Source organism: Variovorax defluvii, from assembly GCF_039541515.1.
Taxonomy (GTDB): domain Bacteria; phylum Pseudomonadota; class Gammaproteobacteria; order Burkholderiales; family Burkholderiaceae_C; genus Variovorax; species Variovorax defluvii.
In genome coordinates this window covers 1-17,775 of sequence record NZ_BAABGJ010000017.1, presented here as the reverse complement: position 1 = coordinate 17,775, position 17,775 = coordinate 1, and the positions used below count along the sequence as shown (strand labels likewise).

General features: G+C 61.4%; 15 protein-coding genes and 2 pseudogenes. 14 read left to right on the top strand and 3 right to left on the bottom strand.

The features are described 5' to 3' along the window. The first annotated feature begins 112 nt into the window (after nt 1–112). The 9 genes from ABEA07_RS10355 (at nt 113) to ABEA07_RS10315 (ending at nt 8,741) form a co-directional block, all read left to right on the top strand. Nucleotides 113–919: an enoyl-CoA hydratase-related protein gene (locus ABEA07_RS10355; protein ID WP_345537653.1), complete on the top strand. Its 807-nt coding sequence runs from the start codon at nt 113–115 to the stop codon at nt 917–919. 8 nt (nt 920–927) lie between these two features. Next, entirely contained in the window at nt 928–2,085 is a 1,158-nt protein-coding gene (locus ABEA07_RS10350) for a thiolase C-terminal domain-containing protein (RefSeq protein ID WP_345537652.1), read from the top strand. A 1-nt stretch (nt 2,086) separates the two neighbouring features. Next, on the top strand, nt 2,087–2,497 hold the full coding sequence (locus ABEA07_RS10345; protein ID WP_345537651.1) for a Zn-ribbon domain-containing OB-fold protein: 411 nt from the start codon (nt 2,087–2,089) through the stop codon (nt 2,495–2,497). Nucleotides 2,498–2,515: 18 nt separating this feature from the next. Continuing rightward, nucleotides 2,516–3,322 (top strand): alpha/beta fold hydrolase, encoded by an 807-nt coding sequence (locus ABEA07_RS10340; RefSeq protein WP_345537649.1) that lies wholly within the window; start codon nt 2,516–2,518, stop codon nt 3,320–3,322. A 6-nt stretch (nt 3,323–3,328) separates the two neighbouring features. Beyond that, nucleotides 3,329–4,531 (top strand): CaiB/BaiF CoA transferase family protein, encoded by a 1,203-nt coding sequence (locus ABEA07_RS10335; protein ID WP_345537648.1) that lies wholly within the window; start codon nt 3,329–3,331, stop codon nt 4,529–4,531. Continuing rightward, nucleotides 4,531–5,325, top strand: a complete 795-nt coding sequence (locus tag ABEA07_RS10330; RefSeq protein WP_345537647.1) for an enoyl-CoA hydratase-related protein — start codon at nt 4,531–4,533, stop codon at nt 5,323–5,325. Before ABEA07_RS10335 ends, ABEA07_RS10330 begins: the two co-directional genes overlap by 1 nt. Nucleotides 5,326–5,345: 20 nt before the next feature. Continuing rightward, nucleotides 5,346–6,134, top strand: a complete 789-nt coding sequence (locus tag ABEA07_RS10325; RefSeq protein ID WP_345537646.1) for an enoyl-CoA hydratase/isomerase family protein — start codon at nt 5,346–5,348, stop codon at nt 6,132–6,134. Between the two features lie 54 nt (nt 6,135–6,188). Further along, nucleotides 6,189–6,989: an SDR family NAD(P)-dependent oxidoreductase gene (locus tag ABEA07_RS10320; protein WP_345537645.1), complete on the top strand. Its 801-nt coding sequence runs from the start codon at nt 6,189–6,191 to the stop codon at nt 6,987–6,989. A 99-nt stretch (nt 6,990–7,088) separates the two neighbouring features. Beyond that, entirely contained in the window at nt 7,089–8,741 is a 1,653-nt protein-coding gene (locus ABEA07_RS10315; RefSeq protein ID WP_345537644.1) for a 3-(methylthio)propionyl-CoA ligase, read from the top strand. A gap of 135 nt (nt 8,742–8,876) precedes the next feature. Here the strand turns inward: ABEA07_RS10315 and ABEA07_RS10310 are convergent, their stop codons facing one another. The 3 genes and pseudogenes from ABEA07_RS10310 to ABEA07_RS28635 form a co-directional block, all read right to left on the bottom strand. After that, nucleotides 8,877–9,743, bottom strand: coding sequence for an HpcH/HpaI aldolase family protein (locus ABEA07_RS10310; protein WP_345537642.1), 867 nt, complete (start codon nt 9,741–9,743; stop codon nt 8,877–8,879). A gap of 12 nt (nt 9,744–9,755) precedes the next feature. Then, nucleotides 9,756–10,331 carry a carboxymuconolactone decarboxylase family protein gene (locus ABEA07_RS10305; protein WP_345537641.1) on the bottom strand — a complete coding sequence of 192 codons (576 nt, stop codon included), beginning with the start codon at nt 10,329–10,331 and terminating at the stop codon, nt 9,756–9,758. A gap of 368 nt (nt 10,332–10,699) precedes the next feature. Beyond that, nucleotides 10,700–11,043: pseudogene (locus ABEA07_RS28635) on the bottom strand (phosphoenolpyruvate carboxylase); the annotation flags it as partial. 742 nt (nt 11,044–11,785) lie between these two features. On the opposite strand from ABEA07_RS28635, the gene ABEA07_RS10290 reads away from it, so the two are divergent. The 5 genes and pseudogenes from ABEA07_RS10290 to ABEA07_RS10270 all read left to right on the top strand — a co-directional run bounded on the left by ABEA07_RS10290 (nt 11,786) and on the right by ABEA07_RS10270 (nt 17,198). Continuing rightward, nucleotides 11,786–12,079: a hypothetical protein gene (locus ABEA07_RS10290; RefSeq protein WP_345537638.1), complete on the top strand. Its 294-nt coding sequence runs from the start codon at nt 11,786–11,788 to the stop codon at nt 12,077–12,079. Between the two features lie 61 nt (nt 12,080–12,140). Next, the gene (locus ABEA07_RS10285) at nt 12,141–13,142 is read left to right on the top strand and encodes a Bug family tripartite tricarboxylate transporter substrate binding protein (RefSeq protein WP_345537637.1); all 1,002 of its coding nucleotides are present in this window, start codon (nt 12,141–12,143) and stop codon (nt 13,140–13,142) included. Next, the gene (locus ABEA07_RS10280) at nt 13,129–14,718 is read left to right on the top strand and encodes a class I adenylate-forming enzyme family protein (protein WP_345537636.1); all 1,590 of its coding nucleotides are present in this window, start codon (nt 13,129–13,131) and stop codon (nt 14,716–14,718) included. The genes ABEA07_RS10285 and ABEA07_RS10280 overlap by 14 nt, the downstream gene beginning before the upstream one ends. Nucleotides 14,719–14,768: 50 nt before the next feature. Then, on the top strand, nt 14,769–15,956 hold the full coding sequence (locus ABEA07_RS10275; RefSeq protein WP_345537635.1) for an iron-containing alcohol dehydrogenase: 1,188 nt from the start codon (nt 14,769–14,771) through the stop codon (nt 15,954–15,956). Between the two features lie 122 nt (nt 15,957–16,078). Then, a pseudogene (locus ABEA07_RS10270) lies at nt 16,079–17,198 on the top strand (IS3 family transposase). The last annotated feature ends 577 nt before the right edge of the window (nt 17,199–17,775 follow it).

Genomic DNA, 17,775 nt, shown 5'->3' with positions numbered 1-17,775 from the left:
TAACATAAGCAATCGCTTAGAAACTATTAGCAGACGATTCCAAAAGCGAAGCGGTGGATGCGCATTCAGCACTGCCCGATGCCATAAACACGGTTGCGAAAGGTGTCTCTCAATGTCGGTACTGCTTACAGAAGTTCGAGAGTTCGTGGGTGTCATGACCCTGAACAGGCCCGAAAAACACAATGCCATGAACGCCGAGATGTTCGTGAGGATGGCCGAGACGTGGGAGGCCTGGGCGACGGATCCGAACGTCCGCTGTGCTGTTATCACGGGCGCGGGAGAGCGGGCCTTTTCCGCCGGCGGTGACCTCGGTTCGTTGATCCCCGTTCTGACGCGGGCGCGGCCGCCGCAAGATCAGTTCGAAGCGACCTTGCTGGAAACGCATCCGCGCGTACGCGACGTTGCAATGCTTCGCACGTTCTTTCCCAAGCCCGTGATTGCCGCCATCAACGGATTCTGCATCGCGGGTGGCACGGAAGTCATCGAGGGAACGGACATCCGCATCTGCACGGAAAGCGCCACGTTCGGCCTGCCCGAGGTAAAGCGCGCCATCCTGCCTGCGGGCGGGTCGCTGGTGCGTCTTACGCGCCAGATGCCGTTTTGCAGGGCGATGGAGGTGATTCTCACCGGCCGGTCGATCACGGCCCAGGAGGCACTCGAATACGGCTTCGTCAATTACGTGACCCCGCGGGAGCAACTCCTTGCCAAGGCCATGGAGATCGCCCGGGAGATCAGCGAGAACGGCCCCTTGGCGGTCGCCGCAGCCAAGAAGGCAATGATCGAGACATCGGGGATGCCTCTCGAGCAGGCCTACCTCATCGAGGACAAGGCCTGGGACGTTGTCGCCAACTCGGAAGATGCGAAAGAGGGGCCCCTCGCATTCATGGAAAAACGGCGCCCCGTCTACCGGGGTTGCTAAGGAAGCAGATGAACAAACTCTCCGACAAATCGTGCATCGTGGGGATCGGGCAAACCGAGTTCACGAGAGGCACTGCAAAAAGCGAACTGCAACTGCTCCTGGAGGCCACCGACAACGCCCTGAAGGACTGTGGACTGGAGGCGCATCAGATCGACGGCATCGTCGGGCCGCCGGTCGCCGCGACCGCGGAGCAACTTGCAGCGAATCTGGGCATCCGCAATCTCAAGTACGCATCTACGGTATTGATGGGCGGAGCCAGCCCGGTAGTCGCGCTGCAAACCGCCGCCATGGCGGTCGCCACGGGCGTGGCGGAATACGTACTCGTGCCCATGGGGTGGAACGGATTCACCGATCGACGCATCAGCAAGGTCGGCACCGACGTCAAGGCGATCGCAGGGTCGCTCGGGTCCTACTACATCCCTCACGGTGCTGTGTCCCCGGTGCAATGGTACGCGTGGCTCGCCACGCGGCACATGGCCATGTACGGGACCAGCGAGGATGCACTCGCCGAGGTTGCCTTGAACAGCAGGGCGCACGCGCAGATGAACCCGGATGCATTGATGCATGGCCGGCCGCTGACACGGGACCAGTACGACAGTTCGCGCTGGATTTCCAAGCCGTTCCGGATGTTCGACTGTTGCCTGGAAACGGACGGAGCCTGCGCGGCCATCGTCTGTTCGCCCGAGCGAGCACGGGACTTGCGCAAGAAGCCGGTGTTCATTGCGGGCATTGCCGAGGGGCACCCCTATCCCGCGGATGATTTCTGTTCACGCGAAGACATTTTCAGGATCGGATTGACCGACGCAGCCCCTGGAGCATTCGCCGATGCGGGGATTGCTCACCAAGACGTCGATTTTCTCGAGGTTTACGACTGCTTCACCTTCGTCGCCCTGCTCCAGCTCGAAGCCATGGGGTTCTGCGAGCGGGGGGAGGTCGGTCAGTTCGTCAAGGATGGGCGGCTGCGTCTTGGAGGCGCGATGCCGATGAATACGCACGGCGGTCTGCACTCCGAAGCCCATGTCTGGGGCATGAACCACATCAATGAAGCCGTCAAGCAACTGCGTGGAGAGTGCGGCGACCGGCAGGTGTCCGGTGCCAAGGTCGGCGTGGTAACCGGTTGGGGTGATTTCGGCGACGGCGGCTTGGCAATCCTGCGGAACGACTGACATGAACGACAAAATCACCTTCATCGCTCCCGCGCCCTCCAAGTTGTCGGACGAGTTCTACAGCCACTTCCTCAACGGAAATTTCTGCATCCAGAAGTGCAGCGCATGCGGCGCCTGGCATCACATTCCGAGGCAGAGATGTGCTCACTGCGGCTCCTTCGACTTGCACTGGGCGGCTTGCTCGGGAAACGGTGAGTTGTTTTCCTGGACGGAGACGCTGACCGCCCCTTTGTCGTCGCTCCAAGAAGACGTGCCATTCACCGTCGCGTTGGTCCAGTTGGAAGAGGGCCCGCGCCTCGTTTCGCGCCTGTCGAATTTCGACCCGCCGGATCTCGCCCTTGGAATGAAGCTGCGGTTGAAGGTCCAACCCGTCGCCGACGAGTTCTTTCTGCCCGTTTTCGAGCCCGCCTGACTTTGCCTGGAGATGCACATGGCCTATTTGCGAACCTCGGACAACAAATCTATCTACTACGAGTATTACCCTGGCCGCGGCCCGGCCGTTGTTCTTGTCCATGGGTGGGGACTCAGCGTTCGAGCGTGGGATACGACCCTCAACGCTCTCATCAACAAAGGCCACGCGGTTGTCGCCTTCGATCAGCGGGCGTGCGGCAAGTCCGACATGGATTTCCAGAGCGCAAGCATCGAAGACGGTGCGGGCGACGTTGTCAACCTGGTGAAGTCTCTGGGGCTCCGTGAGGTCGTGCTGAACGGCTGGTCACAGGGCGGCGCTGTCGCAGTCGAAGCCGCGCGCCAACTGGGCGCGGTGTGCAAGGGGCTCGTGCTGACGTGCGCCGCTGCCCCCCGCTACACCAATGGCGCGGGCTTTACCGCGGGGGTGCAGCAAGCCGACCTCGATGGCATGGCCACTGCCTTCCGGCGCGACAAGGCTGCAACCAGCTTGGCCGTCGCCACCGCGTGCTTCGCGCCAGGTCGTCCGGCGAACGACATCGAGTGGGTGCAGCGCATGTTCCTGGAGACCGGCCCAATGGCGTTGCAGACGCTGGAGGCTCTGGGCCCCCTCGACCAGCGAGAGGTGATGAAGACGCTGAAAGTACCGACGCTGATCATCGCGGGGGAAGTGGATTCGGTGACTCCGCTGGGCTTGGCACAGGCGTCGCATGAACTGATTGCCGGCAGCCACCTGGCCGTCCTGTCCGGATGCGCGCACGTGCCCATGGTCGAAGGCTTCGACGAGTACCACGCCACGCTCTTCAACTTCATCGACAACAAGGATTGAGCTGCCATGAATCCGAACGCCGGGGTCCTGAGCGGCCTGCGGATCGTGGATCTTTCCACGATCGTGTTCGGCCCCTACTGCACGCAGATGCTGGCGGACATGGGGGCCGAGGTCATCAAGGTCGAAGCACCCGAGGGCGACTTCTTCCGCCAGAGCGGTAAGGCTCGGACCTCGGACGACATGGGGCCGATCCACATGACGCTGAACAGAGGCAAGAAGTCCATCGTTCTCGACCTCAAATCAGACTCCGGAAAGCAGGCGCTGATCGATCTGATCCGCAGTGCCGACGTCTTCATCCACAACGTCAGAAGCGCCGCGATCAAGAAGCTGGGGTTCGACTACGAGACGGTCGCGACGCACGCGCCCAACGTCATCTATGTGCACTGCGTGGGCTACGCGTCCGTGGGGCCCTATGCTGATTTCCCCGCGTACGACGACACGATTCAGGCGGCGAGCGGGCTGATCGACCTTTGCGCGCGGACCTCGGACAGCTACAGCCCGAAGTTCATTCCGACGATCGTGGCGGACAAGGTGAGCGGCCTTTACGCCGCCCAGGGCGTGCTTGCAGCGTACATCCACAAGTTGCAGACCGGCAAGGGCCAGCACGTCGAGATCCCGATGTTCGAGAGCTTCGTCCATTTCCTCCTCGAAGAGCATCTTTTCGAGAGGACCTACGAGCCGCCGGTGGGTAACTTCGGATACCGCCGGATCATGGACAAGGATCGCAAGCCCTTCCCGACCGCGGATGGTTTCATCAGCATCCTGGCTTATACGGACCAGAACTGGAGAGACCTTTTCAAGCTGCTCGAATGCCCGGAGATTCTTTCCGCCCAGCCTGTGGAGGGTTCCCTGCTGCGGGTCCAGCACGTGGGCCAGTTCTATGCGGCCATCGCCGAAAGGACGCCAATGCGCACGACCGCGGCCTGGATGAAGCTCCTGAACCAGATCAACGTTCCGGCGATGCCGGTGCGAAAGATCGACGACATCCTCGAAGACCCGCAGCTTGCAGCCGGAGGTTTCTTCAAGGTTGTCGAGCATCCAACGGAAGGTTCGTACATCCAGATGCAGCCTCCGATCAGGTTCAGCGCTGTCGGCTCGCCAGAGGTCGGGCACGCCCCGCGCCTCGGCGAACACACGAGGGAGGTCCTGGAAGAACTCTCGTCGGGCGCCAAACCCGACAAATCAGTTGCAATCGTGGAGCGTCATTGATGACAAACGAGTCGGTCATTTTCGAGCGCGAGGGGAACGTCGCGATCCTGAAGCTGAACAGGCCGGAGGTACTGAATAGCCTGACCCGGGAGATGCACGTCCGGATCAGGGAAGTCCTGGAGGAGATCGAATCTTCGACCAGGTATCGGGCGCTCGTCATCACCGGATCGGGACGAGGCTTCTGTGCGGGCGCCGATCTGTCGAAGATCGACATGACTCCGGACGAGGATCTGCTGGATCGTATCGACCCCGGCAAGCTGCTGAGCGAGGCGTACAACCCGACGGTCCGGCTCCTGAAGAAGCTCAGGGTGCCCACGATCGCTGCGGTCAACGGCGTCGCCGCGGGAGCAGGCGCGTCGCTGGCTATCCTGTGTGATCTGATCATCGCCGACCCCAAGGCGTATTTCGTGCAGTCGTTCTCGAAGATCGGGATGATTCCGGATGCAGGTGCTACCTGGAGTCTGGTGAACCGTATCGGCTATGGACGGGCCATGGGCCTGTGCATGACGGGAAAGCGCCTCGATGCGAACCAGGCGCGGGAATGGGGTCTCGTCTGGGACGTGAGTGATTCCTGCCTGCCCGATTCGATCCGCCTCGCCACCGAGCTCGCGAGCATGCCGACCCGCGCCCTCGCGGCCTTGCGGCAGGTCCTCAGCGTTGCCTGCCACCAGGGAATGGACGACCAGCTCGAAATCGAAACGCGCTGCCAGTCGGATCTTGGGAGGAGCAAGGATTTCATCGAGGGCGTCACGGCTTTCATGGAAAAGCGGCCTGCGGTGTTTCTGGGCGTCTGAAGAGAGAGCGGGTTTAGACCATGACCTTGTCGCTAATCACCGAAAAAGAGGGCGTCTACACGCTGACGATGAATGCGCCCGAGAAGCTGAATGCGATGTCGTATGAGCTTCTGGGTGAGTTCCGCCGAAGCCTCGACGTCGTCAAGGCCGACAAGCACGCCAGAGCCGTCATCCTGACAGGTGCCGGACGTGGGTTTTCCGTCGGCGCGGAGCTCGGAGCGATGGAATCCCGCATGGCAGACAAGAGCTTCGGGGCAGGAGTCGCTCAGTTCATGCACTCGGTGTGCTCTCCCGTCATCGAGGCGGTCAGAACGATGCAAGTGCCCGTGGTCGGCGCCGTGAACGGCCCGGCGGTTGGCGGCGGATTCGGTCTCGCCATGGCCTGCCACATCGTGATTGCCGCGCGCTCGGCTTATTTCAACCTGCCTTTCGTGCCGAAGCTGGGGTTGATCCCGGATATGGGGGCCACCTGGTTTCTCCCGCGCTTCATCGGCCGTTCGCGCGCTCTCTCCCTGTGCTTGCTCGGCGAGCGCCTGTCGGGCGAAGATGCAGCAGGAATGGGATTGATCTACCGCTGCGTCGACGACGCGGACCTGATGCAGGAAGCACAGGTGCTGGCCGCAAGAATGGCTCAATTGCCTGAAGGTGTCTTCGCGGAGCTTTGCGACGCTTTCGATCTCGCGGAGGGCAATACGCTCACGCAACAACTTGCCGTGGAAGCGGACCGGCAAGGTGTGTTGATCGAGCGCCCTGCGTTCAAGGAGGGCGTCGCCAAGTTCCTCAAGGCAAAGGCCACGAAGTCTGGCTGAAGCGCGGACGCCGTAGCCCCGCTTGCTACTGCTCAACAAAAAGGACGGTCTGGAATGTCGACGGATACCAGCTCTTTGGCCGAGGGAGCAACGCTGACGCCCCATCTCGAGTTTCAAGGCCGCATTGCCCTGGTTGTCGGTGGCGGGTCGGGCATCGGTGCGGCTGTTGCCTGCCAGCTTGCAGCGATGGGCTCGGAGGTTGTCGTGATGGATCGATCGCGGGCCTCGGCCGAGGAGAGGGTGAGATGCATCCGGGACTCCGGTGGCGCTGGCACCGCGATCACAGCCGACATCACCGATCTCCCGCAGATGCAAGAAGCACTTCAGGCAGTCTCCGCCAGGCACGGCGGCATCGATCTGGCTGTCAACGCTGCGGGAGTGGCGGCGAAGCGGGCACAGCTGCACGAATGCAGCGCCGAAGACTGGGATCGGGTCGTCGGAGTGAACCTCACCGGCTTGTTCAATTGCCTGAAGGTGCAGATTCCGCTCATGCTCGCCAGGAACCGGCCCGCCATCGTGAACATCGCCTCGATCGCCGGCCTCGTCGGAATGGCGGGATCGGGTTCGTATTGCGCGTCGAAACACGGGGTGATCGGGCTCACCAAGGCATGTGCGCTGGACTATGGAAGGTCCATCCGTGTCAACGCCGTTGCACCTGGCTTCATCGCGACGCCCTTGCTTGGCAGCGTGGTTCCGGCAGACGGAGGCCTTGAAAAGCTCGCCCCCCTCCAGCCGATGAAACGGATCGGCACCGTCACGGAGGTGGCCGATCTGATCACCTTCCTGCTTTCGTCGCGGGCCAGCTTCATTACTGGCTCCGTTTTTAGTTGTGACGGCGGATTCGTAGCCCAGTGAAGCTGAGGCCCTACTTCGTCCCCTGGCGCCCGGGGCATCTCACCTTCACTTCCATCTGACTTCGCGGATCCGCTCAGGATCGCCCCGGCCTGAAAAATCATGCTTCACGGACTCATGCAGCATCAGCCTCTGCTGATCTCGAATCTCATTCGATTTGCAGAAAAGCACCACGGCGACGCGGAGATCGTTTCGCGTCGCGTCGAGGGCGACCTTCACCGGAGCACCTGGCGGAACTGCGCCGCGCGCGCCCGGCAGGTGGCCAACGCACTGGACGCCGAGGACCTGAGCTTCTCCGACCGGGTCGGGACGCTCGCTTGGAATGGTTACCGGCACCTCGAGCTCTACTACGGTGTGTCGGGTTCCGGCCGTGTATTGCACACGATCAATCCGCGCCTTCATCCCGACCAAGTCGCATGGATCGTGAATCATGCGGAAGACAAGGTCCTGTGCTTCGACCTCAGCTTCCTGCCGCTGGTCAACGCCATCCACGAGAGATGCGCGAGCGTGAAGAAGTGGGTCGCCCTGTGCAGCGCGGAGAGCCTGCCGGACACGGGCGGCATGCCCGGGCTGGTCAGCTACGAGGAGTGGATGGGGGGCCAACCGTCGGACTACGACTGGCCACAATTCGATGAAAACGCGGCTTCGAGCATGTGCTATACGAGTGGCACGACGGGCAATCCGAAGGGTGTCCTCTACACCCATCGGTCCAGCACGCTTCACGCGTATGCAATCTCTCTTCCGGATGCGATGAACCTCTCCGCCCGCGACTCGGTCCTGCCGGTGGTGCCGATGTTCCATGTCAACGCTTGGGGGATTCCGTTCTCCGCTGCGCTGGTGGGATGCAAGCTGGTTCTGCCAGGGCCTGCGTTGGATGGAGCGTCGGTTCACAGCCTCATCGAGTCCGAGAAGGTGACCTTCGCGGCCGGCGTGCCGACGGTCTGGCAGGGGCTGCTTGGCCATGTGGAGGGCAATGCTCTGGGATTCAGTTCGTTGCGCCGAACCATGATCGGCGGAGCGGCATGCCCGCCGGCTATGCTCCAGATCTTTCGTGAAAAGTATGGCGTCGATGCAGTGCATGCCTGGGGGATGACGGAGATGAGTCCGCTTGGGACGGTATGCACGCTGAAGAACAAGCACCTCTCGCTGGCCCTCGAGCAACAACTGCCGCTGCGTATCAAGCAGGGTCGGGCGATCTTCGGCGTCGACATGAAACTCACGAACGATCGAGGCGAAGAGATTCGTTGGGATGGCAGGACTCCCGGCAACCTGATGGTACGAGGGCCCTGGGTGGTCAGCCGCTACTACGACCCAGAAGGGGGTGCACGCTCCCCGGCTCACCAGGAAGATGATGGCTGGTTTCCGACCGGCGATGTCGCGACCATCGATGCTGACGGGTTCATGCAGATCACTGACCGCAGCAAGGACGTGATCAAGTCCGGGGGCGAGTGGATCAGCTCCATTGACGTCGAAAACGTCGCTGCTGCGCATCCAGGCGTCGCGATGGCTGCGTGCATCGGTGTCTTCCATCCTAAGTGGGATGAGCGCCCCGTCCTGGTGGTGGTCAGGAAGCCGGGGGCGGAGGTGACCCGGGAGGAACTGCTGGCGTTCTACCCCGGCAAGATCGCCAAGTGGCAGATCCCGGACGACGTGGTGGTGGTGGAGTCGATCCCCGTGGGCGCCACGGGCAAAATCCTAAAAAGCCGTTTGCGGGAGCAGCTGAAGGACTACAGGCTGCCGGAGCTTCCTGGATGACCAGCTGCATTCCTGAGTTCTTCCCGGAGCAATGAGCTGGTGCGCAGGCGTGACGGGCTTCTCCTGTCCGCCAGCCGATTCGCTTGCCGCCTGTCGCCCCAGGTAAGACGCCAGGTCCCCGAAGTGCCGCGAGCTTTAAATACCCTTCAGCGAATGAGCGCCGTGCCGCGCCGCATCACACCTGTCCCGGAATACATTAAAGACGATGCGGGCATCGACCGCACCGAGAAGGATCCTGCAACCCTTTGCAGCCAGCCGCTCGCGCGATGCAGCGGCAGCCGCCCGGTCCCAGCCATCGAGGAAACAAATCACGTCAATGCCGCGGCTGCGGACCAGCTCAATCGCACCTTCCAGCTTGGCGAGCACTGCAGGGTGGCTTCGGTCGCCGTCGCAGCCCATCGAAACGGCAAGATCGAACTCGCCGAACTGGATTCCATCAATGCCCGGTACATCCAGGATCTGCGGCAAGTTATCCATGCCCTCAGCTGATTCCACGAGAAGCCACACCGCACAGTCGCGGTTGGAACGCGTTGCATGCTCCGCCCAGGCTGGTGAGCCATAGCGGGTAGAACGGACGCTCGGGCAAGCACCACGCGTCCCCGCAGGAAACTTCTCCGTTCGGTACTTCGACGCAGAGACCACGGCCCGTGCTTGCTCCGCCGATGCAATCTGGGGCACCAGAAGTCCCATCGCGCCTGCATCGAGAAACTGTCCAAGCTCCTTGAGCGTACCGCCCGCAACGCGGACGATCGGCATGGTCCCGGCAGCCTCGGCGGTCCGGATGAGTTGCACCGCGGTCTCGAGCCCAAAGGCCCCATGCTCACAGTCGATCACAACGAAGTCGTATCCGACCTCTCCGGCAATCTCGACGATCTCGGTGCTCCCCAGTTGCAGGAACGCCCCCACTGCTGCTTCGCCCGCCTCTAGCCGCGTACGGATTCGGTTGATTGCCTTGCCGTCGCTTGGCGACGTGGAACGCGCGGTCTGGTTTGATTGGGTCATACGGTCCTTCCACTACTCGACGGAACCCTGCTGCCAGAGCACCTCGGATGAATTCGCGTCCGCCGCAACCAACACGAGTGCTACTGCGCGGTAAAGGCCCGCCAGCCAGCAAATGTCGACAACTCCGCGCTCGCCGAACATCGACGTTGCCGCGTTGAAGGTGCTGTCCGATACCTTTTGCTTGTGCAGCAGCTCATCGAGGAAGCTGAACAAGGTAGCCTCGTCTTCCTTCATCGGGTGCGGTTTTTCGCCATGCTGGAGGCTGTCAATGGTGTCCGCTGGAATCCCCTCACGCTCCGCCCAAGGCCGATGCATTCTCCATTCGTAGCTCGAGCGTGTTGCGCGCGCTGTGATGAGGATTCCAAATTCCACCAAGCGCTTGGGCAAGGTTGAATGATCGCGGTCGTAGTCAGCTAATCCAGAGACGAGCCGCGCCAAAAAATCGGGAGCCCGAGTCATGGCCTCAAGAGGGCCACCCAGCACGTCGTGTTCTGCGCTCAGTTCGGACCGCCACCCTTGACGATAGAACTGAATGAGTTCGTGCTGAGCCGGTGTACGTTGGCTTAGCGGAATAGGGGCAAATCGCATTGACGTTTTCCTGTTGCTGTCGCGCGAACGCTCTTGGGCACTAGACTTCCATTTGCACATGGCGACTGAGCAAATGCTTAGTTTGCCCGCGCTGGAGCCGCTTGTCGAGGGAAGCGCCTGCGGATTAACCCTCGGGATGGACGGGGCCACCGCGGTGCGAAAGCGATGCGCCACGCATCAAGCACGATGCGGGCATCGGAGTTAGATCTCGCACAGTTTGGAGTCGCGGGAGACGGCAAACCAGTGCGCAAGTCGGGCAGTGTGCCCGCGCCGATCAAGCCTATTTCTCGCAGCACCCTGTGACCCGCGAAGCAAGCCTGAGTCCCGGGCGGGAGGACGGAGTTCGGGTTCGCGGTGGGGGCGAGTCTCGCCCGTTCGCCTTCGGTCAGAGTGCGAATGTGGTGCCTGTCCTCGGCAAGATTGGCGAGGTGGGTGAAATAGGTAAAGGCGCGGATCACGCGCACCGCCTCGTCGCCGGTTAAGGACTTCAGCGTCAATCAGCGCGTGCTCTGATGCCGGGTCCGGATGCCTCCGGAAAAGCCACGGACATCTTTCGGATGCGCTCAACCAGATCGAAGGTCGCCGCTCCCTCCAGCTCTTGAATGACATCACCGAGGATGCGACCGAGCAGGTGGATGTCCTTCCGCAACGTCCGTTCGTTCCCCTTGCTGCGCCGCGCCAACCCGTCAGACTCCGGTCGCTTCGTTTCCATGGCGAGCGCTAAGCTCTCTTAGATCATCGTTTCCCATCCGCCTCCCAAGGCAGCGGCCCGCTTGCCAGCAAATGCTCGCGGGTGGGGCCGCTGGATTCGATGGATTTCCAGTTGCATGGAGCAGTGCGCGCAACCGTGGCGACCGTAGCTCCCGTGCTGCCCCGGAGAGGGGAGTCACCGAAAAGGACCCGTTGATCAGCGGGGGCCAGGAAGACCCCTCAGCCCTGAACTGCGACTGAATCCCGGTGAGCCGCCGCAGCTGCGAGGCTTGAGTCGTCGAGAAAGCAATCTTTCGATCGCCCGACTGCGTATCAGCGCGATGGCCATCGCGCTGGGCAAGCACCTCGGCGTGGCTCTCCCTTCCATCTCATACTGCTCAAGGCAGAAGAATGAAGCGACCGCCTGCGACTGCGAGTCACTTGTCCGGCTGATGGGGAGGATGAGCCGGGATCAACTCGCAAAATGTTCCGACGCTTTCAGTCATCAAGCATGTGCTTCGCGTTGTACAGCTTTCGCCCGCGATGTCGCGGGAGCGGAGCCTGCGGGAAAACCCATGAACAAAATGCCGGCCCACCGCGCGACCCTAGGCGTTAACCCGTTGACAGGCTGCTGGAAATTCGCGAGACTAAGCGATCGCTTTGCGAAAAGAAGCAAATACTCTCTCCGTATTGTGCTTCGGCCGACATCGCTCTCGCAACCATGCGCCTGCACTGAACCGCTGCTCACCGATCAAAGTCCGATCATGCCCACGACATTGCTGAGAACGTATTTCATCAAGCCAGGACACTGGGAAGACTTTCTGTCCATGTGGCGTCAGGTCGCAGCGATCCGCCAGCGCTTCGGCTTCACGATCGAGTTCGCCTACGAGGACCGAGAAAAAAACATCTTCACCTGGGCGATCAGCCATCCCGGCAACCTCGAAGAGGTCCACGCCGGCTATTACGCCGATCCCGACCGCGTGAAGCTAAAACCGATCAAGGAGCATCTGGCGGCGATCGAGGTCAGGGAGGTTCAGCCCGTCTCGTTCGTGAAGTAGCGCCGGTTTCTTGTTCCCACCAATGCCGGACGCCATCTGCCACTGTCAAGGAGATTCTGGAATGCACCGTCAATTCAAACGCCGCCAAGCCATCCACGCAGCCGGTCTGATGCTGGTAGCTGCCCTCACGTTGATCTCGTCCATGTGGTCCGGCAGCACCATCGCGCAGGCGGCCTATCCTGCCGGCAAGGTAGTGACCATCGTCACCCCGTTCGGCTCGTCGACGGAAATCTTCGCACGCATCGTCGCCGAGCACCTCACAAAGAGGTTGGGTGGGACGTTCATCGTCGAACAGAAACTGGGTGCTGGCGGGACGATCGGAACCGCCTACCTGAGCAAGCAGAAGCCGGATGGCTACACGCTGGGTATCGGGCTCAATTCGACGCTGAGTGTTGCTCCGCACGTCTACAAACGCATCAACTACGAGCCCCGGGAACTGACGTACTTGGCTGGCCTGATGACAGCACAGTCGGTTCTGCTGGCGGCGCCAAATATCGGGGTGAAGTCGCCCGGTGACCTGGTCGAGCTTTCGAAGAAACGTTCGCTGAACTATGGTTCACCTGGGGTCGGAAGCTCCATGCACCTCGGGGTCGAGCAGTTCAACTCCGCTGCGAAGATCACCAAGGCTGTGCACGTGCCATTTAAGACTACGGAGACGCTGGCGACGGCACTGATGGCGGGCGACATCGACTACTACATGAGCGTGACGTCCGTCAGCAAGGAGCTGGTAAAGGCCGGCAAGTTCACCGCGATTGCGGTCAGCGGGCAATCGCGCAATCCGGACCTGCCAAGTGTGCCGACGTTCACCGAGGTCGGTATGGGAAGTATCGACCTGGATGTGCTGTATGGCGTCATTGCTCCCCCCGGCCTCCCTCGAGAGATTGCCGATCGCCTTGTCGACGCACTGCAGGCAATGGGGGCTGATCCTGAATTCCGCGCCACCATCCAGCGGACAGGAAACTTTCCCGCTTCTTTCATGGGCGAAAGCTTCAAGAAGGCCATCATTGACGACATCGCGCGCCAAGGGCAGGTCGTCAAGGGGGTCGGCATTGAGCCGCAATAACGGCTCTTCCCAGGTCTCGTGGCGAGAGGCTGCGGCGGCCGCCTCCGATGTCACGGTCGACGCGATGTTTCGGCGGGCCTTTCGCACCTTTGCGAGCCGCCCGGCCGTCACGTGGGAGGACGGCAGGCGCAGCTATTCCGAAGTTTGTGAGCGGGCCTGGAGGCTTGCGAACGCGTTGCACCGCTTGGGATACCGGCGCGGCGACATCATCGCAGTCCTTTCCGATACCAGACCGGAGTACGTGGAGGCTTACGCGGCCCTCGCCGCACTCGGGATCACCGTCGCGGCGCTGAATATCCGGCTTCACCCCTCAGAGTTGTCTGCTTGCCTGCGCAAGTGTCGGCCCGTGGCGATGTTGGTGTCCGATTCCTTCGCGCCGCTGGCCGATCAGGTGCGGAGGGAGGCGCCTGGTGTGCGGCATTGGATCGCATTTGGCGAGGTACCTGGCTTCGACAGTTATGAGGCACTTCTCGAGGACAGCACGCCGGACGAACCCCCTCGCGTCGCCCGCGGGGACGACGTGCACAACATCCTGTTCACGAGCGGTACGACAGGGGCGCCCAAGGGCGCCATGATCAGCCAACGGGCAGCGGCTATCCGAGGCCTGCGGATAGCGCAGTGGTTCGGTCTGACGGAGAACGACGGCTTCGTAGGGTGGTTACCGCTGTTCCATTGTGGCGGCGACGAATCCCTCTACGCCACGATCTGTACCGGAGGTACCTTTGCAACCTTGCGCCGGGCGGAGGTGCTCCAGATGTACCGGCTCATCGAGCGTGACCGGCTCAGCTGGACGTGCCTTCTTCCGGGTGTGATCACCGCGTTCCTCGATGATCCCGCGCGAACGCGACATGACCTATCGAGTTTCCGCTTCGCGCTTGGCTACGCGAACATGATGCCGCAGGTCATCGCCCGGCTGACGCGAGAGTGCAACCTCCACTTCTACGATGCTTTCGGCCAGAGCGAGGTCAGCTACTTGCTAGCCCACGGCCGCTCCGGGCCGGGTGAGGTGCCCAGCCTGCGCAAGACACCCGCGCCACTTCTCGAGGTGCGCATCGTCGACGACGCAATGAACGACGTGCCGGTCGGGGAGCCTGGCGAGTGTGTGGTGCGAGGTCCCACGGTGATGTCCGGCTACATCGACGCTGACGCAGCGAATGCAGAAGTCTTCCGCGGCGGTTGGCTGCATACCGGGGACCTCCTGCTGCGGGATGCAGACGGGAGCTTGACGTTCGTTGACCGGAAGCGCTACCTGGTGAAGACCGGAGGCGAGAACGTCTATCCCGCGGAAGTGGAGGCCGTCATCGGCCAGCATCCGGCAGTTCAGGAGGCATGCGTCTTTGGAGTGCCGGATGCGCATTGGGGAGAGTCCGTCAAGGCAGTGGTGGTCCTGCGCCCGGGCAGCAAGGTCACGCGCGAGGAGCTCGCAGCCTGGTGTCGCCAGCGCCTGTCCGGCTACAAGAGACCGCGTTACTTGCAGTTCCTCGTCAGCGAGGATTTGCCCCGGAGTACCACGGGCAAGATGCTGCGCCACGAGCTTGCGCGGCGGCCTGTCGACGATTCACAGCGGGTGTTGTGAGGGCAGATGGTCGCCCGCTACACGCCGTTCCGCATTGTTCTGGAGATCACATGACTACACGCGCAGGTAAGCGTGCCGCGGACTGGACGGTGAAGCTTGCAAGACCCGACCAGGTGCTCAGCGGCGTGACCGAAGATGCACTTCCGGCCGAACTGGCGCGCTTGAACCTTCGGCGGGCATTTCTCGTCGTTAGCGGTAGCTTGAATTCGGGCACTGGTTCGATAAAGTCCATTGTAAAGGCGCTTGGCCCGCGATGCGTTGGCGTGTTCGACCGCATGCCGTCGCACACTCCTGATTCCGCGGTCGTGCAGTGTGCGAACGTCGCGCGCTCACTGGATGCGGACGTGATCGTCAGCATCGGTGGCGGGTCCGTCACCGACGGGGCAAAAGCCGTGGCCCTGTGCGTGTCGAACCGTGTCGACAACGTGGAGAAGCTGCAGGATTTCTACACGAAGGTCGATGCAAACGGGGTCCGTGCATATCCTGACTACCCCGACGTGGCAGTGAAGATCGTCTGTGTTCCCACGACGCTCTCCGGAGGCGAGTTCAATTCTCGCGCCGGAATCACCGACACGGAAAACCGGGTCAAGCGCAGCTTCGATCACAGGAGCTTGATGGCATCCTCCATCATTTTCGATCCTCAGTTGGCATGCCATACACCTTCAGACCTCTTTTTGACCACCGGCGTGCGGGCCATCGACCATGCTGTCGAGACGCTTTGCTCCGTCGACGCGAACCCGTATACCGACGGTTTGGCGATTCAGGCGCTCAGGCTACTGACCCCTGGGCTGAGGGAAGTCGCTGCAGGTGCTGAGCAGGCAGCAGCAAGATTGAACTGCATGGTGGGCGCCTGGATGTCGATGACCGGCATCGTCGGAGGCTTGAGAATGGGAGGAAGCCATGCTATCGGGCATGTTCTAGGCGCTGCTTTCGGCGTTCCCCACGGCATGACGTCATGCATCACCTTGCCGGCCGTGATCGAATGGAATGAATCCGCCACAGGCGAGGTTCAACAGAGGATTGCCCGGGAGATGGGGTTTGCTAGTGAAGCGCTCGCCGCTGAAATGCATCGCTTCATTGCGGAACTCGGACTTCCACGACGATTGAGCGATGTGGGTGTTGGGCCTGAACACCTCGAACTCGCTGCGGAGAAGTGCCTGAAGGACGACTGGATCTATTCCAACCCGGTTCCGTTGAACAAGGACTCGATTGTCGAAATTCTGCGGAGATGTCTTTGACCGTGGGACTTGCACGGCTCTGCCGATTAGCTTCGGCTGTGACGTTCCCCCGGAAAACCCATACAGGTCAAAAGTAGAGGTACGGTCGCTTCTCAGTGCGCCCGCGAGGGCAAGGAGAAGCGATGAAGAAATCCAGATTCACCGAGGAGCAGATCACCTACGCGCTGAGGCTGGCCGATAGCGGCACGCCGGTGGTGGATGTGTGTCGGCAGATAGGCATCTCGGAAGCCACGTTCTATACGTGGAAGAAGAAGTACGCGGACCTCGGTGTGAGCGAGCTGCGCAAGCTCAAGCAACTCGAGGACGAGAACGCTCGACTGCGGCGCATCGTGGCCGACCTGACGCTGGACAAGCAGATCCTGCAGGAGGTCGTACGAAAAAAGCTCTGAAGGCTGCCAAGCGGCGCGAGCTGGCAGCCTGGATGCAGGAGCGCTTCAAGATCAGCGTGGGACGCTCGTGTCGATTGGCGATGTTGCAGCGGTCGGTGTGGTACGCCAAGAGCACTGCTCGGGACCAAAGCGTGCTGCGCCAGCGCATACGCGACATCGCCATGAGCCGGCCCAGGTTCGGCTACCTGCGGGTGCTGGTGATGCTCAAGCGCGAGGGATGGCAGGTGGGCAAGAGGCGCGTTTACCCGTTTACCGGCTGTATCGCCTCGAAGGACTGCAGCTGCGAATGAAGGTCAAGCGTCGCAAGCGAATCGCACTGCTGCGCGGCAAACCGCAGACGCCGACCGGCCCGAATCAGCACTGGAGCATGGATTTCGTCCACGACCAGATGGCCGACGGACGGGCGTTTCGCATCCTCACCGTGATCGATCAGTGGAGTCGCGAGAGTGTGTGCCTGGAGGCCAACTTCCGCCTCACCGGCAGGTGCGTTGGCAAGGCCCTGGACGCGGCCGCGGCAACCCGCGGGTTGCCGCGTGCGATCACAGTCGACAACGGCACAGAGTTCACGTCCAAGGCCTTGGACGATTGGGCATACCGCAGGGGCGTCAAGCTCGACTACACACGACCTGGCAAACCCACCGACAATGGCCTGATCGAATCATTCAACGGGCGACTGCGCGACGAATTCCTGAACGTCAATGAGTTCGTCACGCTGCACGATGCCTGCGAAAGATTGAAGGCTTGGCAGGACGATTACAACCACCATCGTCCGCACGGCTCACTCGGCCACCTGACCCCGATCGAGTTCGTCAAGAAGAGGTCAGTGCAACCCGAAGAAGCGGCCTGCCTGTAGTTCTGAACTGTCCAGCTTCCGGGGGAGCGTCAGTACCTCTGAAGTTATCAACTTCTTGCTGTACGTGAAATCGAGGCAAGGTCAGGCGCGAACCGAAGTCTTTGGGCTACATCTCCTGCCCCGACATCTTCGCGCGTTCGGCTATCAATTTCTCCACTAACTCAACTCGCTCACGGATGCATCCATATCCCGCGCGAACGGCGACGTGGCCGGCACGGGCAGGTCGTTCTTGTACTTGAGCGGAGGTGCCACCAGCAATGGAGTGTTGTTGTAGAACTCGCTCTTCGCCTCATAGCGACTTACACCCAGGTCGACCACACCAAAGAGCGTGAATGGACGATTGTGCCGACGATGCACCGGCTAGCGCCAAAGCAGCCGATGCGACGAGAGTTTGCTTCACTAGTCTCCATTGGGTAGTTTCGAATCCCTTCGACGCAACTGATCGGATAGATCCGGCAAGTTGGCGCCACAGCTTTCGCTTAGTAGTCCGTTTCTGAAATTCGCACACGTATTCTTCAGGCAGCCAGTTTGAAGGGCTGGCTCTGCGCCCAACGATCACGCATGCGCGTGATCAAAG

Bases quoted from the DNA above. Each gene is read 5' to 3' on its own strand.
- ABEA07_RS10355 (WP_345537653.1), top strand. From the start codon at position 113: ATGTCGGTACTGCTTACAGAAGTTCGAGAGTTCGTGGGTGTCATGACC.
- ABEA07_RS10350 (WP_345537652.1), top strand. From the start codon at position 928: ATGAACAAACTCTCCGACAAATCGTGCATCGTGGGGATCGGGCAAACC.
- ABEA07_RS10345 (WP_345537651.1), top strand. From the start codon at position 2,087: ATGAACGACAAAATCACCTTCATCGCTCCCGCGCCCTCCAAGTTGTCG.
- ABEA07_RS10340 (WP_345537649.1), top strand. From the start codon at position 2,516: ATGGCCTATTTGCGAACCTCGGACAACAAATCTATCTACTACGAGTAT.
- ABEA07_RS10335 (WP_345537648.1), top strand. From the start codon at position 3,329: ATGAATCCGAACGCCGGGGTCCTGAGCGGCCTGCGGATCGTGGATCTT.
- ABEA07_RS10330 (WP_345537647.1), top strand. From the start codon at position 4,531: ATGACAAACGAGTCGGTCATTTTCGAGCGCGAGGGGAACGTCGCGATC.
- ABEA07_RS10325 (WP_345537646.1), top strand. From the start codon at position 5,346: ATGACCTTGTCGCTAATCACCGAAAAAGAGGGCGTCTACACGCTGACG.
- ABEA07_RS10320 (WP_345537645.1), top strand. From the start codon at position 6,189: ATGTCGACGGATACCAGCTCTTTGGCCGAGGGAGCAACGCTGACGCCC.
- ABEA07_RS10315 (WP_345537644.1), top strand. From the start codon at position 7,089: ATGCTTCACGGACTCATGCAGCATCAGCCTCTGCTGATCTCGAATCTC.
- ABEA07_RS10310 (WP_345537642.1), bottom strand. From the start codon at position 9,743: ATGACCCAATCAAACCAGACCGCGCGTTCCACGTCGCCAAGCGACGGC.
- ABEA07_RS10305 (WP_345537641.1), bottom strand. From the start codon at position 10,331: ATGCGATTTGCCCCTATTCCGCTAAGCCAACGTACACCGGCTCAGCAC.
- ABEA07_RS10290 (WP_345537638.1), top strand. From the start codon at position 11,786: ATGCCCACGACATTGCTGAGAACGTATTTCATCAAGCCAGGACACTGG.
- ABEA07_RS10285 (WP_345537637.1), top strand. From the start codon at position 12,141: ATGCACCGTCAATTCAAACGCCGCCAAGCCATCCACGCAGCCGGTCTG.
- ABEA07_RS10275 (WP_345537635.1), top strand. From the start codon at position 14,769: ATGACTACACGCGCAGGTAAGCGTGCCGCGGACTGGACGGTGAAGCTT.